Genomic DNA, 17,071 nt, shown 5'->3' with positions numbered 1-17,071 from the left:
CAGCTGCAGGAGCCGGCTTGCCGGCGATGGGGCCTAGGCAGGCAACTCAATGACAAACCTTGTCCACCCCGCCCCAGACTCACAAAAAATCCTCCCCCCATGTGCCCGCACAATCGACTGGGTAATCGCCAACCCCAGCCCTGCATGCTCGCTGCTGCCTTCATGCCGCGCCGGGTCTGCGCGGTAGAAACGATCAAACAACCTCGGTAGCAGATCCGGCGGAATGCCTTCCCCCGTGTTCTCCACCGTCAGTTTCACGCCGCCTGTACTCTCAAGCATCTTCACGCGTACTTCGCCACCCGCCGGGGTAAACCGCAGTGCGTTATCCAGCAGATTCGACAGTGCTCGGCGCAACATGCCGCGATCACCCACCGTATGGGCTGTGCCCTCGCGAACCAGGCTGACCTGCGCGTCCTCCGCCAGCAGCGCAAAGAACTCCAGTAACGCTTCCACTTCATCGGCCAGCGCCAACGCTTCGCGCTTGGGCACCAGCAGGCCATGATCCGCCTTGGCCAGGTACAACATGTCATTCACCAGTTGCGCCATCCATTGCAGTTCTTCGAGGTTGCTGTGCAGCGCCTCGCGGTAATCCTCCAGTGGGCGCGGCTGAGTGAGGATGACTTGGGTCTGGGTCAACAGGTTCGACAGGGGCGTGCGCAGTTCGTGGGCGATGTCGGCGGAAAACGCCGAGAGCCGCTGGAAGGCGTCGTCCAGGCGGCCAAGCATGGCGTTGAAGGCTTGGGCCAATTCGGCCAACTCCACCGGCATTTGCTGCTGGGGCAAGCGTTGGGTAAGCGAGTGGGCCGACACGCTGGCGGCCACTTCGCCCATGCGTCGCAACGGTCGCAACCCACTGCGCGCCGCCCAGGCGCCGAGTAGCGCCGTCGCCAGGGCCGACAGGCCGACGGTGAGCCAGATCAAATGCTGCATGCGTTGAAGGAAGTGTTGGTGGTGGGTGATGTCGAGTATCAGCGTCAATTGCGGTGAGTTGGGTTGGCCTGGCATCAGCGGCGCGTTGTACACGCGGTAGTCGGTCCCGGCGTTTTGCAAACGGTGCAAGCCAGGTGCCTCAGGCAGAGTGACGCTTGGCGCACCGTCAAACCAGCGCTGTCCGGCAGCGGTGATGCGCAGGGCCAGATCGGGCTGGTGATTGAGTTCGGCACGCAGTTGCGGCTCTTGTTGGGCGAATACCTGCGGCGAGTCAACACCCTGCAAAGTGCTGCGCAGCGCCACCAGCTTGCTGTCGAGTTGTTGTTGGTCCAGCTCGATAAAGTGCGCCTCACTGGCGTGGTTGAACAATACGCCAGCGATCAGCGAGACCACGGCGGTGCACGCGGCAAACAGCAGCGCCAGGCGGCTTGCCAGGGACAGGCGCTTGATCAATTGAACCGCTCCTCCAATACATAGCCCATGCCGCGCACGGTGTGGATCAGTTTATTGGGGAAGTTGTCGTCGACTTTCAGGCGCAGACGGCGGATCGCCACTTCGATGATGTTGGTGTCGCTGTCGAAGTTCATGTCCCACACCTGGGAGGCAATCAGCGTCTTGGGTAGCACCTCGCCCTGTCGACGCAGCAGCAGTTCCAGTAGGGAGAATTCCTTGGCGGTGAGGTCGATGCGTTGGCCGTGTCGTTCGACGCGGCGGCGAATCAGGTCCAGGCGCAGGTCGGCCAGTTGCAGCGCCGTTTCCTGTGGCGTGCTGCTGCCACGGCGCAACAGGCTGCGCACCCGGGCCAGCAGTTCGGAGAAGGCGAAGGGCTTGACCAAGTAGTCGTCGGCGCCCAGTTCCAGGCCATGCACACGGTCTTCCACCGCATCGCGGGCGGTCAGGAACAGCACCGGAATATCCAGGCCGGCACTGCGCACCGCTTGCAGGATCTGCCAGCCGTCGCGACCCGGCAGCATCACATCGAGGATCAGCAGGTCGTAGTCGCCAGTCAGCGCCAGGTGCTGGCCACTGATGCCGTCGGCCACCAGTTCGGTGGTAAAGCCAGCCTCGGCCAGGCCTTGGCGCAGGTAATGGCCGGTTTTCGGTTGGTCTTCGACGATCAGCAGTTTCATGGGTAACTCTTGGCAGCGGGTGACGATGGGCTTTATACCGTGGGTGCCCCGGTAAGGGCACAACCTGACAAAGTTGTAATCTAGCAGTCAGTTAGCTGGCAGCGAGGCAATCTTAGAGTGCTCACCACGCTTCACACACTTTTGGAGAATAGAAATGGCGTTGCGTACACCCCTGATGTTGGCGGGTTGCCTGTTGGCGTTGAGTTTCGGTGCCATGGCTGACACGGCCCACACCTACGCATTTGGTCAGCCGGCGACTGCCGACAAGGCCACGCGCACCGTGGAAGTGGTGCTGCAGGATATTTCCTTTTCGCCCAAGTCGTTGGACGTGAAGGCCGGTGAGACGGTGCGCTTTGTGCTGGTGAACAAAGGCCAGTTGCTGCACGAATTCAACCTGGGCGACGCGGCGATGCACGCCGCACACCAGAAGGAAATGTTGCAGATGCAGGCCAGCGGCATGCTCACTGCCACCGGTATGGGCAAAATGGACCACAGCGCCATGGGCCACGGTGATATGGGCGGCATGAAACATGATGACCCTAACAGCGTGCTGGTAGAGCCCGGCAAAACCGCCGAACTGACCTGGACGTTCACCAAGGCCACGGGCCTTGAGTTTGCCTGCAATCTCCCTGGGCACTACCAGGCCGGCATGGTCGGCAAGCTCAACGTCAACTAAGTCGTAGCAGCTGTCGAGCCTTGGCGAGGCTGCGTCAGCGGTATACCTGACACACCGCAAACGCAGCCTCGCCAAGGCTCGACAGCGGCTACGGGATTTGCGGGGTGGCAGATACGGTGCTGTGTGTCTTAAGGGCGGGGGCAAAGGCTGGTAGACTGGCGCGGTTTATTTAGCCAGGTTTCCGCCATGCATCCCGCAGCCGAACATTCGCCGCTGGGCAAGTCCAGTGAATACATCAGCACCTACACCCCTTCGTTGCTGTTCCCGATCCCTCGCGCGGCCAAATGGGCCGAGCTGGGCCTGAGCGCCGAGACCCTGCCTTACAAGGGCGTGGACTTCTGGAACTGCTTCGAATTGTCCTGGTTGCTGCCGTCGGGCAAGCCGGTGGTGGCCATCGGTGAGTTCAGCATCCCGGCGGACTCGCCGAACATCATCGAGTCCAAGTCCTTCAAGCTGTACCTCAATTCGCTGAACCAGACCGCGTTTGCCGATACGCAGAGCCTGGAAGCGACCCTGCGCACCGACCTTAGCGCTGCTGCCGGCAAGCCGGTGACCGTGCGCATTCGCAGCCTGGCCGAGATTGAGGCTGAGGGCGTGATGGCGTTGCCGGGTGCGTGCATCGATGACCTGGATATCAGCGTCAGCAACTACGAACACCCGCGTCCGGAGCTGCTGCGTTGTGATGACTCGCGCATTGTTGAGGAGAGCGTGCACAGCCACCTGCTCAAATCCAACTGCCCGGTCACCAGCCAGCCGGATTGGGGCAGTGTGGTAGTGCAATACCGTGGTCACGCGTTGGACCACGCCAGCCTACTGGAATATATCGTGAGCTTTCGCCAGCACTCCGACTTCCATGAGCAGTGCGTGGAGCGCATTTTTCTCGACCTGCAGCGCTTGCTCAAGCCTGAGAAATTGACCGTGTATGCGCGGTATGTGCGCCGCGGTGGGTTGGATATCAACCCGTACCGCAGCACCGAGGATGTGGCGTTCCAGAACGTGCGTCTGGCCCGTCAATAACCCTCCCACATTGGGTTCTGCGTCTGATCTGGAACTTGGATCAGATCCCGATATTGCCCAGCGTTGTCACGATACTGCGCAACGTTGCGGCAATACCCGGATGGTCCAACTCAAAGCCTTCCACTGCCTGGTTCACGCCGTCGGCAAGGCTCGGGTTTTGGGTCGCAGGCTCCAGCTCGAGTTGCACTTCAAATTTGGCGAGCAAGGCTTCCAGCGCTTCACGCTTTTCGAGCGGCAGCGGGGGGTCTTGTTCCAATTGCTCGCGCAGAATGTTGACCTGTTCTTGCAGTTTTTCGCGGGCAGGCATGGCGTTCTTCCTTTTATCGATAGGCACTGGCATAGACCGCGGCACGCCGAGAAAGGTCTACGGGCTGACCTGTAGATTAATCTACCGGCGCCAACTGTGCATGATCTCGATCAGGGCTTCTCGCCTTTGAGTTGACGCAAGCTGATGTCTGCCAGGCAGGTGCCGAGTTCGCCCAAGTGATCGATCACCGAGTGCACACCGAGCCCATACAGCGCCACCGTGGCTTTACCGCGTTTGTGTTCGCGTTGCTGTTCGGTCAGCGCCTGCCATTGCTCGGGCGCCATGCCGCACAGTGAACCGCAGGACGCCAGGCCTATGGTCCACAGCCCGGCATTCAGGCCCGATTGCAGCAAACGCGGCTCGCCACTGACCAGCACGCAGCCTTCCAGGCGTTCGATATTCAATTCCATCAGGGCTTGCCAGCAGGCATGCGGGGCAGGCCAGCGGATAGAGGAGGGGGCGGTGGCTTTGAGCCAACTGGGCAGTTCGGCGGCCAGTGGGGCGGTCACCGAGGCGGGTAGCTCATCCAGCCAGGCGCAGGGGATGCCTTGCTCCTTGAGGCTGCGCAGGATTTTCAACGCGCCAGGCGTGGCTTGGGAGTCGAGGGAGAGCGAGTCGGTGCGTGCCTGGGAACCAAAATCCACCAGGCAGCCACTCAGGCCAAACAGCACGGCAGTCAAGGTGGGGGCGCTGGCGACGGCAATTTCGGCGTGAGGCATTTCGACATCCCTGAAATAGCTTTGACGCTATCGGGGCAGGATGACAAGCGGATGACACTTACAGGTATTTGTAGGAATTTTGTGCATTTCCCACGTGACATTTCCTACCGACTGCCTAATTCGAGACTTCCGTCATATACTGGTGTTCTTATTTCAGGGCATAGCGCCCATGACAGACTATTCAAGGAGCTAAAGCTATGCGCTGGAGTCACTACTTCGCTCAGCTATCTGTGTGTGCCACTGTCCTGTTGGCCCCGTTCGCCGCTCAGGCTGCGTCGGAAGATGATCCATGGGAAAGCTTCAACCGCCCGATCTTCACCTTCAACGACACCGTTGATACCTATGCCCTCAAGCCATTGGCCCAGGGCTATCAGTTTGTTACCCCGCAATTCGTACAAACGGGTATCCATAACTTCTTCCGTAACATCGGCGATGTCGGCAACCTGGCCAACGACGTGTTGCAACTCAAGCCACACGCGGCCGGTGTCGACACTGCGCGCGTGCTGTTGAACACCACGCTCGGCGTGGCGGGTTTCATTGATGTCGGCACCAAAATGGGGCTGCAACGCAACGATGAAGACTTCGGCCAGACCCTGGGTCACTGGGGTGTCGGCAGCGGTCCTTACGTGATGCTGCCACTGCTGGGCCCAAGCACCTTGCGTGATGCGCCGTCTAAATACGTCGATACCTACACCCTGCCGTATCGCTATATGAACGATATCGGTTGGCGTAACAGCACCTTCGGCCTGAACATCGTCGATACCCGTGCCAGCCTCCTTGACAGTGAGAAGCTGATCACCGGTGACAAGTACACCTTCATCCGTAATGCCTACCTGCAGAACCGTGAGTTCAAGGTCAAGGATGGCAAGGTCGTCGACGACTTTTAAGCCGTGACGTTTTGAAATGAAAAAAGGCGGCCCTGGTGGTCGCCTTTTTTATGCGCGGTTTTTCAGTGCATTTTCAAGATCTTGAGGCCCAGGTGCTGGTCATCACCCGTGGTCTTGGTCCACACCACTTCGGTGTCCGCCTCCAGGCCTTTCAGCGCGGCGTGCTCCGAATCGATGCGCACGGTCAGTCGGTCTCCGACGTTGAACTGGCGAGGTGCCTGCACCTGCATGCCGGAGCTGGAAAGGTCCAGGCAAACCCCTGCAATCTCCTGCCCGGCGTGGATCAAAGACACATCGGCATCCACCCGCATGCGGATGAAATCGCGTTTTTCGGCGTAGTCGCGCTCGTGTTCGCTCACAGGTTCCATCCTTACTTTGTGTTGTGGTGGTGGCTGTTCTTATAACTCCCGGTGATTTGCGGTGTAAAGACGCCCGGCGACCATCGGCATGAGCTTGAAACCCCTGACGGATGGGAGTACCGTCTGCGCCTTAGAAGGGCACCTCTGCTTTACCATTGTGCGTGGGTTAATTGCCTATGCTTTGTAGGACAGAGAGGCTAGAAAGCGAATCCAGTAAGTGAGCCCGGCCATTGTCGAGCCGCCTACGCCAACCTAATTCTGGCGCCGTTTGCCCACATGCAAAAAACCAGTGCCACGCTGCTGATAATCGATGACGACGAAGTAGTGCGCGCGAGCCTCGCGGCCTATTTGGAAGACAGTGGCTTCAGCGTCCTGCAGGCCAGCAATGGCCAACAGGGTCTCCAGGTGTTCGAGCGCGACAAGCCCGACCTCGTGATCTGCGACCTGCGCATGCCCCAGATGGGCGGCCTCGAGCTGATTCGCCAGGTAACTGACGTTGCCCCGCAAACGCCGGTGATTGTCGTGTCCGGCGCCGGGGTCATGAACGATGCCGTTGAAGCCCTGCGCCTTGGCGCTGCCGATTACCTGATCAAGCCCCTGGAAGACCTGGCCGTGCTGGAGCACTCGGTGCGCCGCGCGCTGGATCGTGCACGCCTGTTGGTAGAAAACCAGCGTTACCGCGAAAAGCTCGAAACCGCCAACCGCGAGCTCGAAGCCAGCCTCAACCTGCTCCAGGAAGACCAGAACGCCGGTCGCCAGGTGCAGATGAACATGCTGCCGGTCAGCCCCTGGACCATCGACGAGTTCAAGTTTGCTCACCAAATCATCCCGTCTTTGTACCTGTCGGGTGATTTTGTCGATTATTTCCGCGTTGATGAGCGGCGTGTCGCGTTCTACCTGGCCGATGTCTCCGGCCACGGTGCTTCTTCTGCTTTTGTGACCGTGTTGTTGAAGTTCATGACCACACGGCTGTTGTTCGAGTCCAAGCGCAATGGCACCTTGCCGGAGTTCACCCCCTCCGAGGTGCTGGGCCACATCAACCGAGGCCTGATCAGCTGCAAGCTGGGCAAGCACGTGACGATGGTCGGCGGCGTGATCGATGAAGAAACCGGTCTTTTGACCTACAGCATTGGCGGTCACCTGCCGATGCCTGTTTTATACACTCCAGACAGTGTGCGTTACTTGGAAGGGCGTGGCCTGCCCGTAGGCTTGTTCAATGAAGCGACCTACGAAGACCACATCCTGGAACTGCCGCCGACCTTCAGCCTGACGCTGATGTCCGACGGCATCTTGGACCTTCTTCAAGAGCCTACACTCAAGGAGAAAGAAGCCGCCTTGCCCGAACGGGTCAAGTCGGCGGGCGGCAGCCTGGATGGCCTGCGGCAAGTGTTTGGATTGGCCACGCTAGGGGAGATGCCGGATGATATCGCCCTATTGGTGTTGAGCAGGAATCTTTGATGAGTACCGGAAGAATCCAATTCGCCGAGCAAGACGGGACCTTCGTCCTGAAGTTTGTCGGTGAAGTGCGCCTGACCTTGTGTTCGGCGCTGGATGCGACGATTGAGCGGATCTTCACAGCGCTGAACTTCTCGGCGATTGTGATCGATCTGACCGAAACCCGCAGCATCGATAGCACCACCCTTGGCCTGCTGGCCAAGTTGTCCATTCTGTCTCGGCAGAAGGTCGGCCTGTTGCCGACTGTCGTCACCACCCACGAAGACATCACCCGTCTGTTGCAGTCCATGGGCTTCGATCAAGTGTTCAACATCGTTGACCGCCCGATCCCCTGCCCGGAATGCCTGACCGACCTGCCGTCCCAGGACCAGTCCGAGGAAGTGGTACGGGTCAAGGTGCTGGAAGCGCACAAGATCCTGATGGGCCTGAACGAGTCCAACCGTGAAGCCTTCCACGACCTCGTCAACGCCCTCGAGCGCCACTGACAGAACGCTACCTTTGTAGGAGCTGCGCAGGGCTTTAGATCGGAATGACAAAAAAGGGCGGTACCCGCGAGGGTACCGCCCTTTTTGCCGCCGCCTGCCTTACAGCTTGGCTGACAACAACGCCTCCAGCTTCTCCTGGTCCCGAGCAAACTGACGAATCCCCTCCGCCAGTTTCTCAGTCGCCATCGCATCCTCGTTGGACTCCCAACGGAACTGCGCTTCAGTCAAATGCACCCGCGCTTCACCGGCATGCCCTGGCGCCAGCTTGCGCTCCAGCTTGCCTTCATCCGCCGCCAGCTTCTCCAGCAGGTCCGGGCTGATGGTCAGGCGATCACACCCGGCCAGCTCTTCAATCTGGCTCAGATTGCGGAAGCTCGCACCCATCACGACAGTCTTGTAGCCATTGGCCTTGTAGTAGTTGTAGATGCGCGTCACCGACTGCACACCCGGATCGTTGGCGCCGGTGTAGTCGTTGCCGTTGGCCTTCTTGTACCAGTCGTAGATACGGCCCACGAACGGCGAAATCAGGAACACGCCCGCTTCAGCACAAGCCACAGCCTGGGCGAAGGAGAACAGCAGGGTCAGGTTGGTCTGGATGCCTTCTTTTTCCAGCTTCTCCGCCGCGCGGATGCCTTCCCAGGTGGAGGCGATCTTGATCAGTACGCGGTCACGGCCAATGCCGGCCTTTTCGTACAGATCGATCAGACGGTGCGCACGCTTGAGCACGGCATCGGTGTCGAACGACAGACGGGCATCCACCTCAGTGGAAATACGCCCCGGTACTACTTTGAGGATCTCTTGACCCACCGCCACCGCAAAACGGTCGCTGGCCAGGCCCACGTCACCGTTGCAGTCCTTCACGCACTCATCCAGCAGCTTGGCATACGCCGGAATCGACGCGGCCTTGAGCAGCAGGGAAGGGTTGGTGGTGGCGTCTTGCGGTTTGACCCGAGCGATAGCTTCAAAATCGCCGGTATCGGCTACGACAGTGGTGATTTGCTTGAGTTGTTCCAGCTTGGAAGTCATGGGCGTGCTCTGTCCTATGGGTCTGATGACATTACCCGAGCGCCGACAGGCGCTCAAGGGCGCAAATGCGTTCGATCGTTTGCGAGGGCAACAACCTGAAAACAGCCGTTTGAATGACGGGCCTTGCACGTAAATAGGAGGCCAAAATTGGTGGCAGGTTCAACCCAAGTGCCGGAATCAAAATGCAGGAGGCTATCTTCCCGAGATACATCAATCCAAGTGTGGGAGCGGGCTTGCTCGCGAAAGCGGTGAGTCAGCCCCCAAATAGCTGGCTGACACCCACCCGATTTAAAAGCCGCCCGGTTAACGCCCTTCCAGCAACGCTCCAGCCTGATCCAACAACGCCAACGGATCACTCGCCTTATGAATATCCACCGACAACAACTGCCGAAACTTACGCGCCCCCGGAAACCCCGTCCCCAACCCCAACACATGCCGCGTAATGTGATGCATCACCCCACCACTGGCCAAATGCTCAGCAATGTAAGGCCGCAGCTGCGCCAACGCCTCAGCCCGGCTGATCACCGGCTGCACACTGCCAAACAACTGCTGATCCACCTCCGCCAGCACATACGGGTTGTGATAAGCCTCTCGCCCCAACATCACCCCATCAAACGTCTGCAAATGTTCCTGGCACTGCTCCAGCGTCTTGATCCCACCGTTGAGAATAAACTCCAACTCAGGAAAATCCCGCTTCAACTGCGCCGCCACGTCATAGCGCAACGGCGGAATGTCCCGATTCTCCTTCGGCGACAACCCCTCCAGAATCGCAATCCGCGCATGCACCGTAAAACTGGTACACCCCGCATCTTTCACCGTCCCGACGAAATCACACAGCTGGGCATAACTGTCCCGCCCATTGATCCCGATACGATGCTTCACCGTCACCGGAATCGACACCGCATCCCGCATCGCCTTCACGCAATCCGCCACCAACGCCGGGTGCGCCATCAGAATCGCGCCGATCATATTGTTCTGCACCCGATCGCTGGGGCAGCCGACGTTCAAGTTCACTTCGTCGTAACCAGCAGCCTCAGCCATGCGCGCGCACGCGGCCAGGTCGGCGGGGACGCTGCCGCCCAGTTGCAGCGCGAGAGGGTGCTCGGCTTCGTTGTGGCGCAGGAAGCGGTCGTGATCGCCGTGCAAGATCGCGCCGGTGGTGACCATCTCGGTGTAGAGGAGGGCGTGCTTGGAGAGCAGGCGTAGGAAGAACCGACAGTGGCGGTCGGTCCAATCCATCATCGGGGCGACGGAGAAGCGGCGGGAGAGGGATTTGGGTGAGGTTGTATTTAGGGGCATTGGGGAGTCTAAATGGGTGGGGCTGAATATGTAGTTTATCAGGAACGGGCGGGGCCAGGCTGGCAGGTAAGGCCTGTGCATCGAGGCGTGTCGTAACACTTATGTTTTCATTTGATCGGATATCGTGGTCTGACCCCGATATCTCTGGCTTGAATCAGCAGATCGTCGCTCAATACGACATGATGCTTTTTCCATGAAATGTTTTATGTTGACTTGATGCGTTCGTTGATTGAATCTCGTGATGGCAAAATGGCACTCGCTAATAAAATTTCAACGATGGTATGGACGACGGCAAATGAAGGATCCGGTTGAAGTCGGTAAACTGCATGAAATAATGCAGCATATCGAGGCATCGTTAGACGATTCAAAAAGTCCGCGCTGGTTTCGTGGAAGTGGCAAATACCCATTGTATAGGCTTGAGCCAACACTACTTAGGCACAAGGATGTATTGGCCGCGACGAAAGACCCATTAAAGTTGGAGCAGCAACTTAAAATGCGTTTTCTTCAAACGAGCGCCCCATTTTTATCTGTAACTCCTACGACAGACTTTGATTGGTTGTTCTTGCAGCAGCACTATGGGGTTCCGACTCGATTGTTGGATTGGACTGAAAACCCATTCATCGCATTATACTTTGCCTTGTCGAGCAGCGCTAAAGAAGATGATGCTTGTATTTGGATGTTGGATCCCATTAAGTGGAATAAGCTCGCATTAAATAATGCGCAGTTAGATCGCATACCTGATCCCACAATGTCTCAAGCTACCCAATTTTTAAAAGATCCTGGTGATGACTTCTCTCCAAACGATCCTATCGCGATATTCGGAAATCATACAAATCCGCGAATAACGGCTCAGAGGGGGACATTTGTTATGTTTTGTAAATCGTCCGAGCCCATGGAGGATAAAAGATATGCGGATGATTGCTTGACGTGTTTTAAAATACCAGCTGCTTTGAAACCTTTGATGTATGAGACGCTGCTCGCAATTGGGTATACCCACTCTGTAGTGTATCCCGATCTTTCTGGGCTTGGTGCTGAAATAAAGACTTCGTACGGATTTTAATTATGGATAATATTTTTGTGGTTCGTCCGTTTTCCACAACTAGTATTAGTTGGTGGTATGCGGAAAGAGATCAAATTGATCTGTCGCCTTCTTATCAGCGTAAATCAGGAGTGTGGGCTCCTAAAGATAAGGCATATCTCATTGATTCAATTATTAATGGTTACGATGTTCCGAAATTTTATATAGCGGATTTTAGCTATGCTAGCAGTGATTTGAACACTGCTGGCAGACCTTATGCTGTAATCGATGGCAGGCAGCGGTTTGAAGCGATTTTTGATTTCTTGGATGGCCGCATATCTTTGAATTCGGATATGAAGTACTTGGCCGATAAGTCGGTTCGTCTTGCTGGTATGACCGTTCGGGATATGGAGAGCGAACACCCAAGGATTATCAGACGGATAGAAAGCTTCAATTTGTCAGTAATGTCCGTAATAACAAATCAAGCTGATCGAATTAATGATCTTTTTGTGCGGCTTAATAAAAGCAAGCCTTTAACGGGGGCGGAAGTCAGGAGCGCTATGGCCGGTGAAGTGCCAAAGTATATCAGGGCGATTGCTGGGCACGTCTTCTTCGCAGCTGGTGTGGGGTTTACGAATCAGCGAAAACAGCATGAAAACGTAGCCGCGAAACTATTGATTATTGAACATCGTGGCTCTTTTGTGGAAACAAAAAAGACTAATCTTGATCGGTTTGTTTCTGAGGCAATATTAACTGAGAGTGGGTTCTCTGAAACGGCAGGCAAGGTGATGGAAAACCTTGATTTGATGTATAAGATTTTTGGGCATGGTAATCCTTTGCTGAAATCATCAGGGATGCTTCCAGTGTATTACTGGCTGACCCGAGAGTTTGGTCGTCATCCTGATTTTGTGCGGAGAATGCGTGATTTTGAAATTTTTAGAAGTGATCATAAAGCCCATCCTGCGGTAATTGCGTTCAACTCTGTTAGTCGCAGTACGAATGATGAGTTTAGTTATCATGTTCGTCATTACGTATTAAGGGAGTTTATTAATGGCGATGGGTATATTGATGAGCGTACCTTTTCAGTTGTATAGCTTGTGGCTTTACTTGTGAGTGCGCATATGCTGCATAAATTTAATGCGCGATTTTTCTCGCGCGCTCTCAAGGAATACCACGAACTATTTGGGCCGCTCTAGGGCAGACTTCGAAGTCAAACCACGATATTTCTAGGAGAATTCCCACGCTTTTCTCGGCTTGCCCCTCAGACCTCCCCTAGCTAACCTCCTCCAGCCGCTGCCAATCCAGCGGCCGGATGTGGAAGTCCGACCAAGCTGAAGGCGCTCAATCGCCCATAAACACCTACCGGCGTTTTTTTACGTCTGTATGATTGCTTATGGCGGCTGTGCGCGGGGCACTTCGGTGCGCCGGGTCCTTTAGCCCTGGTCTTCCACACCTGCGTACAGCTGCCACCCTCATGTGGAAGTGAGATTGGCAGTTCCTGACATTCTAAAGGAGCTTCGCCATGTACAAGGTCACACCTAATCCGCCGCATTCTTCAAGCGCTGCACACGTCGATGCCAAGCTTCAAGCTGCGGCTCAGCGCGCTATTCATCATTACCTGCCGCCATCTGACGAAGACGACGACGCAACTGTCGAATATCCAAGCACCAACCTATTCTCCGTCAGCCCCAACATCGACACCGAAACCCTCCTGGCCAACGCCTCCGAAAACCTGGAATCCGCCAACCAAATGGCCGCAACCCTGGCTTTCGATCTCGACGACTCCCAACGCGCCATCGTCTTGGGTATTCAGCAGCTAATCGACCTGAGCGCTCTACTCGTCGACCGAGCCCAAGAGCAAGTCGCCCCTGCAATCAGCACGACTACCGCCTGACAACTCTCCCCGCCGCCTTACCCCAAGGCGGCAACCTGAACCCACCCTGTCACCCTGCAAAGTTTCATCATTCGCTGCGCTTTTGAGGTCTACGATCACTCTCAAGAGGGGACCCCCGCGCCTCCAGCCCATAGGGAACTGAAAAAATGATCTCGAACCTCGTTAAAGTCGTGATGATTGCTGGCACGTTGCTGTTGGGCGCTTGTTCGACGGGGTCGTCGGGCGGGAGCAGTGACCCTTGTTTTTCAGGGGGATGCCAAGCGTTTGGTGACCACAGCCCAGGCAAAGCCGCCAAGATGAATTTTGGGGGCAGTGGGTTGGGGAGTAGTTATGGGGAGTATGGGTCGGGGTTGTTGCATGATGACTGATGCGGTGGTGGGGCAGCCATTAACCTATTGACTGACCCACCGATTTCGCGAGCAAGCCCGCTCCCACATTAGATCTTGGGTGGGCTTGAGGTTAGTGCCCGCCTTTCATGCGGCGGGCGATGAGGTAGATGCCTAGGCCGACCAGCGCTGTGGCCGCGCCGATGTAGCCGGTGCTGGTCCACCCATACCCAGCCGTAATCGCCATCCCGCCAAACCACGGTCCCAGCGCGTTCGCGAGGTTGAACGCCGCGTGGTTGGATGCCGCCGCCAGGCTCGGTGCTTCGTGGGCGATGTCCATCAGGCGGATTTGCAGCGGTGCGGCCAAGGCCACCATGGTGCCGACCAGGCCCATGCTCACCAGCACGCCCCACAGCGAGCTGGCCGCGAAGGGGAAGAACAGCAGCACCGCCATCGACCACACCAAAATCAAGCCTACTGCCCGGAACTGCATGCGGTCGAACAGCTTGCCGCCGGCAATGTTGCCGATGATACCGCCCACGCCAAACGCGGCCAGGCCAAACGGAATCCACTGCGGCGAGACTTTGGTCACTTCGAGCATGGTCGGCGCCAGGTAGCTGAACACGCAGAACATCCCGGCAAAACCAATGGCGCCAATGGACAGCGCCATCCACACCTGGGGTTTGGTGAAGGCGCGCAGTTCTTTGCGTGGGTCGCTGCGGGGTTCGTCGTGGCGGTCGGGGACGAAACGCCAGACCAGCGCGATAGTGAAAAGGGCGATAGCGCTGACCAGTGCAAACGCCGAGCGCCATCCTAGATGTTGACCGAGGAAGGTGGCGATGGGGTTGCCGAGCAGCATGGCGAGGGTTAGGCCCATCATGACGCGGGCGACGGCGCCGGCGCGTTTGTCGTTGGGCACCATGCTGGAGGCGACGACGGCGGCGATGCCGAAGTAGGCGCCGTGGGGCAGGCCGCTGATAAAGCGGAAGGCCACCAGCGAGCCGAAGGTCGGGGTGAAGGCGGTGGCGAGGTTGCCCAGGGCATACAGGCCCATCAGCAACAGCAGCATGTGTTTGCGCAGCAGTTTGGCGCCGAGGATGGCCAGCAGCGGGGCGCCGACCATCACGCCCAAGGCGTAGGCGCTGATGGCGTGGCCGACTTGCGGCTCGCTGAGGTTCAGGTTGTGGGCTATGTCGGGCATCAGGCCCATGATGGCGAATTCGCCGGTACCGATCGCGAAGGCGCCCACGGCCATGGCAGCTTCCATTTTGGCGGCGCTGCGCGCGGGCAGTACGTGCCCGGGGGTTTGCTGGATAGTCATGGGGCGCTCTGTGTAGAGGGGTGGCACGAAGGCGAGTCGCCGATGCTACGCAAGAGGCGGCGAATGTGTCTAGAACAGTCGTTTACGTGATAGTTCAGTTTCATCAAACGCCCTGTGACGCCACGTCGCGCCAGCCAGGCTTGACACTTCCCACCTGTGAACCTCGGAAAACTCCTGTTTTAGGGCTGTCAATTGGCCAAACAGCGCATAACGCTCGTCTGGCGTGATATTCTCCGCGCCGTCTTGGTCTACTCTTTCCACGGTGCGTACACCCGAATACGCGCCGACGGTTGGCTGTCGCCCAGGTAGCTGAAGCCAATAATGATAAGAAGTCAGCGCAGAAGGGACATAAAAGTGAGGTCGACACGTCGGCCTTGTGTGCCCACCTTGCGGTCCTCAAGTGAATGTGCAAACCCCGCGGTGCGTTGCCTGGCGCAGTGTGATTGAGGGTTGCCCATGATCAGGGGCGGTAGGGCGGATGGCGTTTTATCATAGGTGCTACAGATGTTTAAAAAACTGAACACTGCCCTGCTGGGGCTGGCTTTGTCGATGGGGATCACGTCCGTTCACGCGGAAGAGGCAAAGAAAGTCGATGTGCTGCTGATCGGCGGCGGCATCATGAGTGCGACCCTGGGTGTATGGCTCAATGAGCTGCAGCCGGACTGGACGATGGAGATGGTCGAGCGCCTTGATGGCGTGGCCGAAGAAAGCTCCAACGGCTGGAACAACGCCGGTACCGGTCACTCGGCCCTGGCTGAGCTGAACTACACCCCGGAAGACAAGAACGGCAACGTTGAGATCCCGAAAGCGGTCGAGATCAACGAAGCGTTCCAGATCTCCCGTCAGTTCTGGTCCTGGCAGGTCCAGCAGGGCGTGCTGAAGAACCCGCGTTCGTTCATCAACTCCACTCCACACATGAGCTTTGTGTGGGGCGATGACAACATCAAGTTCCTGAAGAAGCGCTACGAAGCCCTGCAAGCGAGCCCGCTGTTCGCCGGCATGCAGTACTCCGAAGACCCGGCACAGATCGCCAAATGGGTTCCGCTGATGATGGAAGGGCGTGATCCTAAGCAGAAGGTCGCGGCCACCTGGACTCCGATCGGTACGGACGTGAACTTCGGCGAGATCACCCGCCAGTTCGTTGCCCACCTGCAAACCACGCCGAATTTCGATCTGAAACTGTCGAGCGAAGTGCAGGACATCACCCGTAACGCCGACGGTTCGTGGCGTGTCAGCTACAAAAACCTGAAAGACGGCACCAAGACCGAAACCGACGCCAAGTTCGTGTTCATCGGCGCGGGCGGCGGTGCACTGCACCTGCTGCAAAAGTCGGGTATTCCAGAAGCTAAGGACTACGCTGCCTTCCCGGTGGGTGGTTCGTTCCTGGTGACCGATAACGCCGCTATCGCCGAGCAGCACCTGGCCAAGGCCTATGGTAAAGCGTCGGTTGGCGCGCCGCCGATGTCGGTTCCGCACCTGGACACCCGTGTGCTGGATGGCAAGCGCGTGATTCTGTTTGGCCCATTCGCAACCTTCTCGACCAAGTTCCTGAAAGAAGGCTCGTACCTGGACCTGCTGACCAGCACCACCACCCACAATATCTGGCCAATGACCCGAGTTGGTGTGCGTGAATACCCTCTGGTCGAGTACCTTGCCGGCCAACTGATGCTGTCGGATGACGACCGCTACAACGCCCTGAAAGAGTACTTCCCGAACGCCAAGAAAGAAGACTGGCGCCTGTGGCAAGCCGGTCAGCGCGTGCAGATCATCAAGCGTGACGATGAACTGGGCGGCGTCCTGAAACTCGGTACCGAAGTGGTCAGCTCCGCCGACAACAGCATTGCTGGTCTGTTGGGTGCATCGCCAGGCGCGTCCACCGCGGCTCCGATCATGCTGACCGTGCTGCAAAAAATCTTCAAAGACAAGGTCGCGACCCCTGAGTGGCAGGCAAAACTGCACCAGATCGTGCCAAGCTACGGCACCAAGCTGAATGACAGCCCCGAGGCTGTTGCCAAGGAATGGGCCTACACGGCCGGCGTCCTGCAACTGACCCCGCCGCCTGCGATTCCGCAACTGGCTCCAAAGGCGACCGAGGCTGCCAAGCCTGCGGCTGAGCCGAGCAAGCCGGTGTCTGACCTGGCGCTGTAAGCAACGTCCTGATATCAGGGCCACGCTGATGTAAAAAAGCCCGCTGAACCGGTAACGGTCAGCGGGCTTTTTTG

Annotated in this window: 18 protein-coding genes; 10 read left to right on the top strand and 8 right to left on the bottom strand. The window is 57.6% G+C overall.

The annotated features are described in order from the left end of the window. Positions 1-33: 33 nt before the first annotated feature. Together BFL40_RS08875 and BFL40_RS08870 are read right to left on the bottom strand one after the other, a co-directional pair. A complete protein-coding gene (locus BFL40_RS08875) occupies positions 34-1,383 on the bottom strand; it encodes a heavy metal sensor histidine kinase (protein ID WP_071483610.1) in 1,350 nt (449 codons plus the stop codon). Beyond that, on the bottom strand, positions 1,380-2,060 hold the full coding sequence (locus BFL40_RS08870) for a heavy metal response regulator transcription factor (protein WP_071483609.1): 681 nt from the start codon (positions 2,058-2,060) through the stop codon (positions 1,380-1,382). Before BFL40_RS08870 ends, BFL40_RS08875 begins: the two co-directional genes overlap by 4 nt. A gap of 154 nt (positions 2,061-2,214) precedes the next feature. Between BFL40_RS08870 and copI the strand changes: the two genes are divergently transcribed. Further along, complete coding sequence (gene copI, locus BFL40_RS08865) at positions 2,215-2,736, top strand: copper-resistant cuproprotein CopI (protein ID WP_071483608.1); 522 nt, start codon at positions 2,215-2,217, stop codon at positions 2,734-2,736. Positions 2,737-2,922: 186 nt separating this feature from the next. Next, positions 2,923-3,753 (top strand): NADPH-dependent 7-cyano-7-deazaguanine reductase QueF, encoded by an 831-nt coding sequence (queF, locus tag BFL40_RS08860; protein WP_071483607.1) that lies wholly within the window; start codon positions 2,923-2,925, stop codon positions 3,751-3,753. Between the two features lie 40 nt (positions 3,754-3,793). On the opposite strand, the gene BFL40_RS08855 is transcribed toward queF, so the two are convergent. Both BFL40_RS08855 and pcrP read right to left on the bottom strand, forming a co-directional pair. After that, entirely contained in the window at positions 3,794-4,060 is a 267-nt protein-coding gene (locus BFL40_RS08855) for a DUF4404 family protein (RefSeq protein WP_071483606.1), read from the bottom strand. 110 nt (positions 4,061-4,170) lie between these two features. Beyond that, positions 4,171-4,779: an HAD superfamily inactivated hydrolase PcrP gene (gene pcrP, locus BFL40_RS08850; protein WP_071483605.1), complete on the bottom strand. Its 609-nt coding sequence runs from the start codon at positions 4,777-4,779 to the stop codon at positions 4,171-4,173. 197 nt (positions 4,780-4,976) lie between these two features. Here pcrP and BFL40_RS08845 point away from each other — a divergent pair, with 197 nt between their 5' ends. Beyond that, positions 4,977-5,666 carry an MlaA family lipoprotein gene (locus tag BFL40_RS08845; protein ID WP_071483604.1) on the top strand — a complete coding sequence of 230 codons (690 nt, stop codon included), beginning with the start codon at positions 4,977-4,979 and terminating at the stop codon, positions 5,664-5,666. Positions 5,667-5,728: 62 nt separating this feature from the next. Here BFL40_RS08845 and BFL40_RS08840 read toward each other — a convergent pair whose 3' ends face one another. Beyond that, on the bottom strand, positions 5,729-6,025 hold the full coding sequence (locus BFL40_RS08840; protein ID WP_071483603.1) for a PilZ domain-containing protein: 297 nt from the start codon (positions 6,023-6,025) through the stop codon (positions 5,729-5,731). Positions 6,026-6,301: 276 nt separating this feature from the next. On the opposite strand from BFL40_RS08840, the gene rssB reads away from it, so the two are divergent. Then, the gene (gene rssB / locus BFL40_RS08835; protein ID WP_071483602.1) at positions 6,302-7,483 is read left to right on the top strand and encodes a two-component system response regulator RssB; all 1,182 of its coding nucleotides are present in this window, start codon (positions 6,302-6,304) and stop codon (positions 7,481-7,483) included. After that, on the top strand, positions 7,483-7,965 hold the full coding sequence (rssC, locus tag BFL40_RS08830; RefSeq protein ID WP_003172602.1) for an anti-sigma factor antagonist RssC: 483 nt from the start codon (positions 7,483-7,485) through the stop codon (positions 7,963-7,965). The genes rssB and rssC overlap by 1 nt, the downstream gene beginning before the upstream one ends. 99 nt (positions 7,966-8,064) lie before the next feature. Here rssC and tal read toward each other — a convergent pair whose 3' ends face one another. Both tal and dusA read right to left on the bottom strand, forming a co-directional pair. After that, the gene (gene tal / locus BFL40_RS08825; RefSeq protein ID WP_071483601.1) at positions 8,065-8,991 is read right to left on the bottom strand and encodes a transaldolase; all 927 of its coding nucleotides are present in this window, start codon (positions 8,989-8,991) and stop codon (positions 8,065-8,067) included. A gap of 303 nt (positions 8,992-9,294) precedes the next feature. Beyond that, positions 9,295-10,290, bottom strand: a complete 996-nt coding sequence (gene dusA, locus BFL40_RS08820; protein ID WP_071483600.1) for a tRNA dihydrouridine(20/20a) synthase DusA — start codon at positions 10,288-10,290, stop codon at positions 9,295-9,297. A 295-nt stretch (positions 10,291-10,585) separates the two neighbouring features. Between dusA and BFL40_RS08815 the strand changes: the two genes are divergently transcribed. The 4 genes from BFL40_RS08815 (at position 10,586) to BFL40_RS34310 (ending at position 13,570) form a co-directional block, all read left to right on the top strand. After that, entirely contained in the window at positions 10,586-11,350 is a 765-nt protein-coding gene (locus tag BFL40_RS08815; RefSeq protein WP_071483599.1) for an FRG domain-containing protein, read from the top strand. A gap of 2 nt (positions 11,351-11,352) precedes the next feature. Next, on the top strand, positions 11,353-12,402 hold the full coding sequence (locus tag BFL40_RS08810) for a DUF262 domain-containing protein (RefSeq protein ID WP_071483598.1): 1,050 nt from the start codon (positions 11,353-11,355) through the stop codon (positions 12,400-12,402). 428 nt (positions 12,403-12,830) lie between these two features. Then, positions 12,831-13,202, top strand: coding sequence for a DUF6124 family protein (locus BFL40_RS08805; protein ID WP_071483597.1), 372 nt, complete (start codon positions 12,831-12,833; stop codon positions 13,200-13,202). Positions 13,203-13,348: 146 nt separating this feature from the next. Then, positions 13,349-13,570: a hypothetical protein gene (locus BFL40_RS34310; protein WP_071483596.1), complete on the top strand. Its 222-nt coding sequence runs from the start codon at positions 13,349-13,351 to the stop codon at positions 13,568-13,570. Between the two features lie 91 nt (positions 13,571-13,661). Here BFL40_RS34310 and BFL40_RS08795 read toward each other — a convergent pair whose 3' ends face one another. After that, on the bottom strand, positions 13,662-14,849 hold the full coding sequence (locus BFL40_RS08795) for an MFS transporter (protein WP_071483595.1): 1,188 nt from the start codon (positions 14,847-14,849) through the stop codon (positions 13,662-13,664). A 504-nt stretch (positions 14,850-15,353) separates the two neighbouring features. On the opposite strand from BFL40_RS08795, the gene mqo reads away from it, so the two are divergent. Next, complete coding sequence (gene mqo, locus BFL40_RS08790; RefSeq protein ID WP_071483594.1) at positions 15,354-16,997, top strand: malate dehydrogenase (quinone); 1,644 nt, start codon at positions 15,354-15,356, stop codon at positions 16,995-16,997. Positions 16,998-17,071 lie beyond the last annotated feature (74 nt).

The sequence above is a fragment of the Pseudomonas costantinii genome (assembly GCF_001870435.1).
Lineage (GTDB): Bacteria > Pseudomonadota > Gammaproteobacteria > Pseudomonadales > Pseudomonadaceae > Aquipseudomonas > Aquipseudomonas costantinii.
Note: the sequence above shows the minus strand (reverse complement) of the source record. Positions and strands in the feature narration are given on the sequence as shown.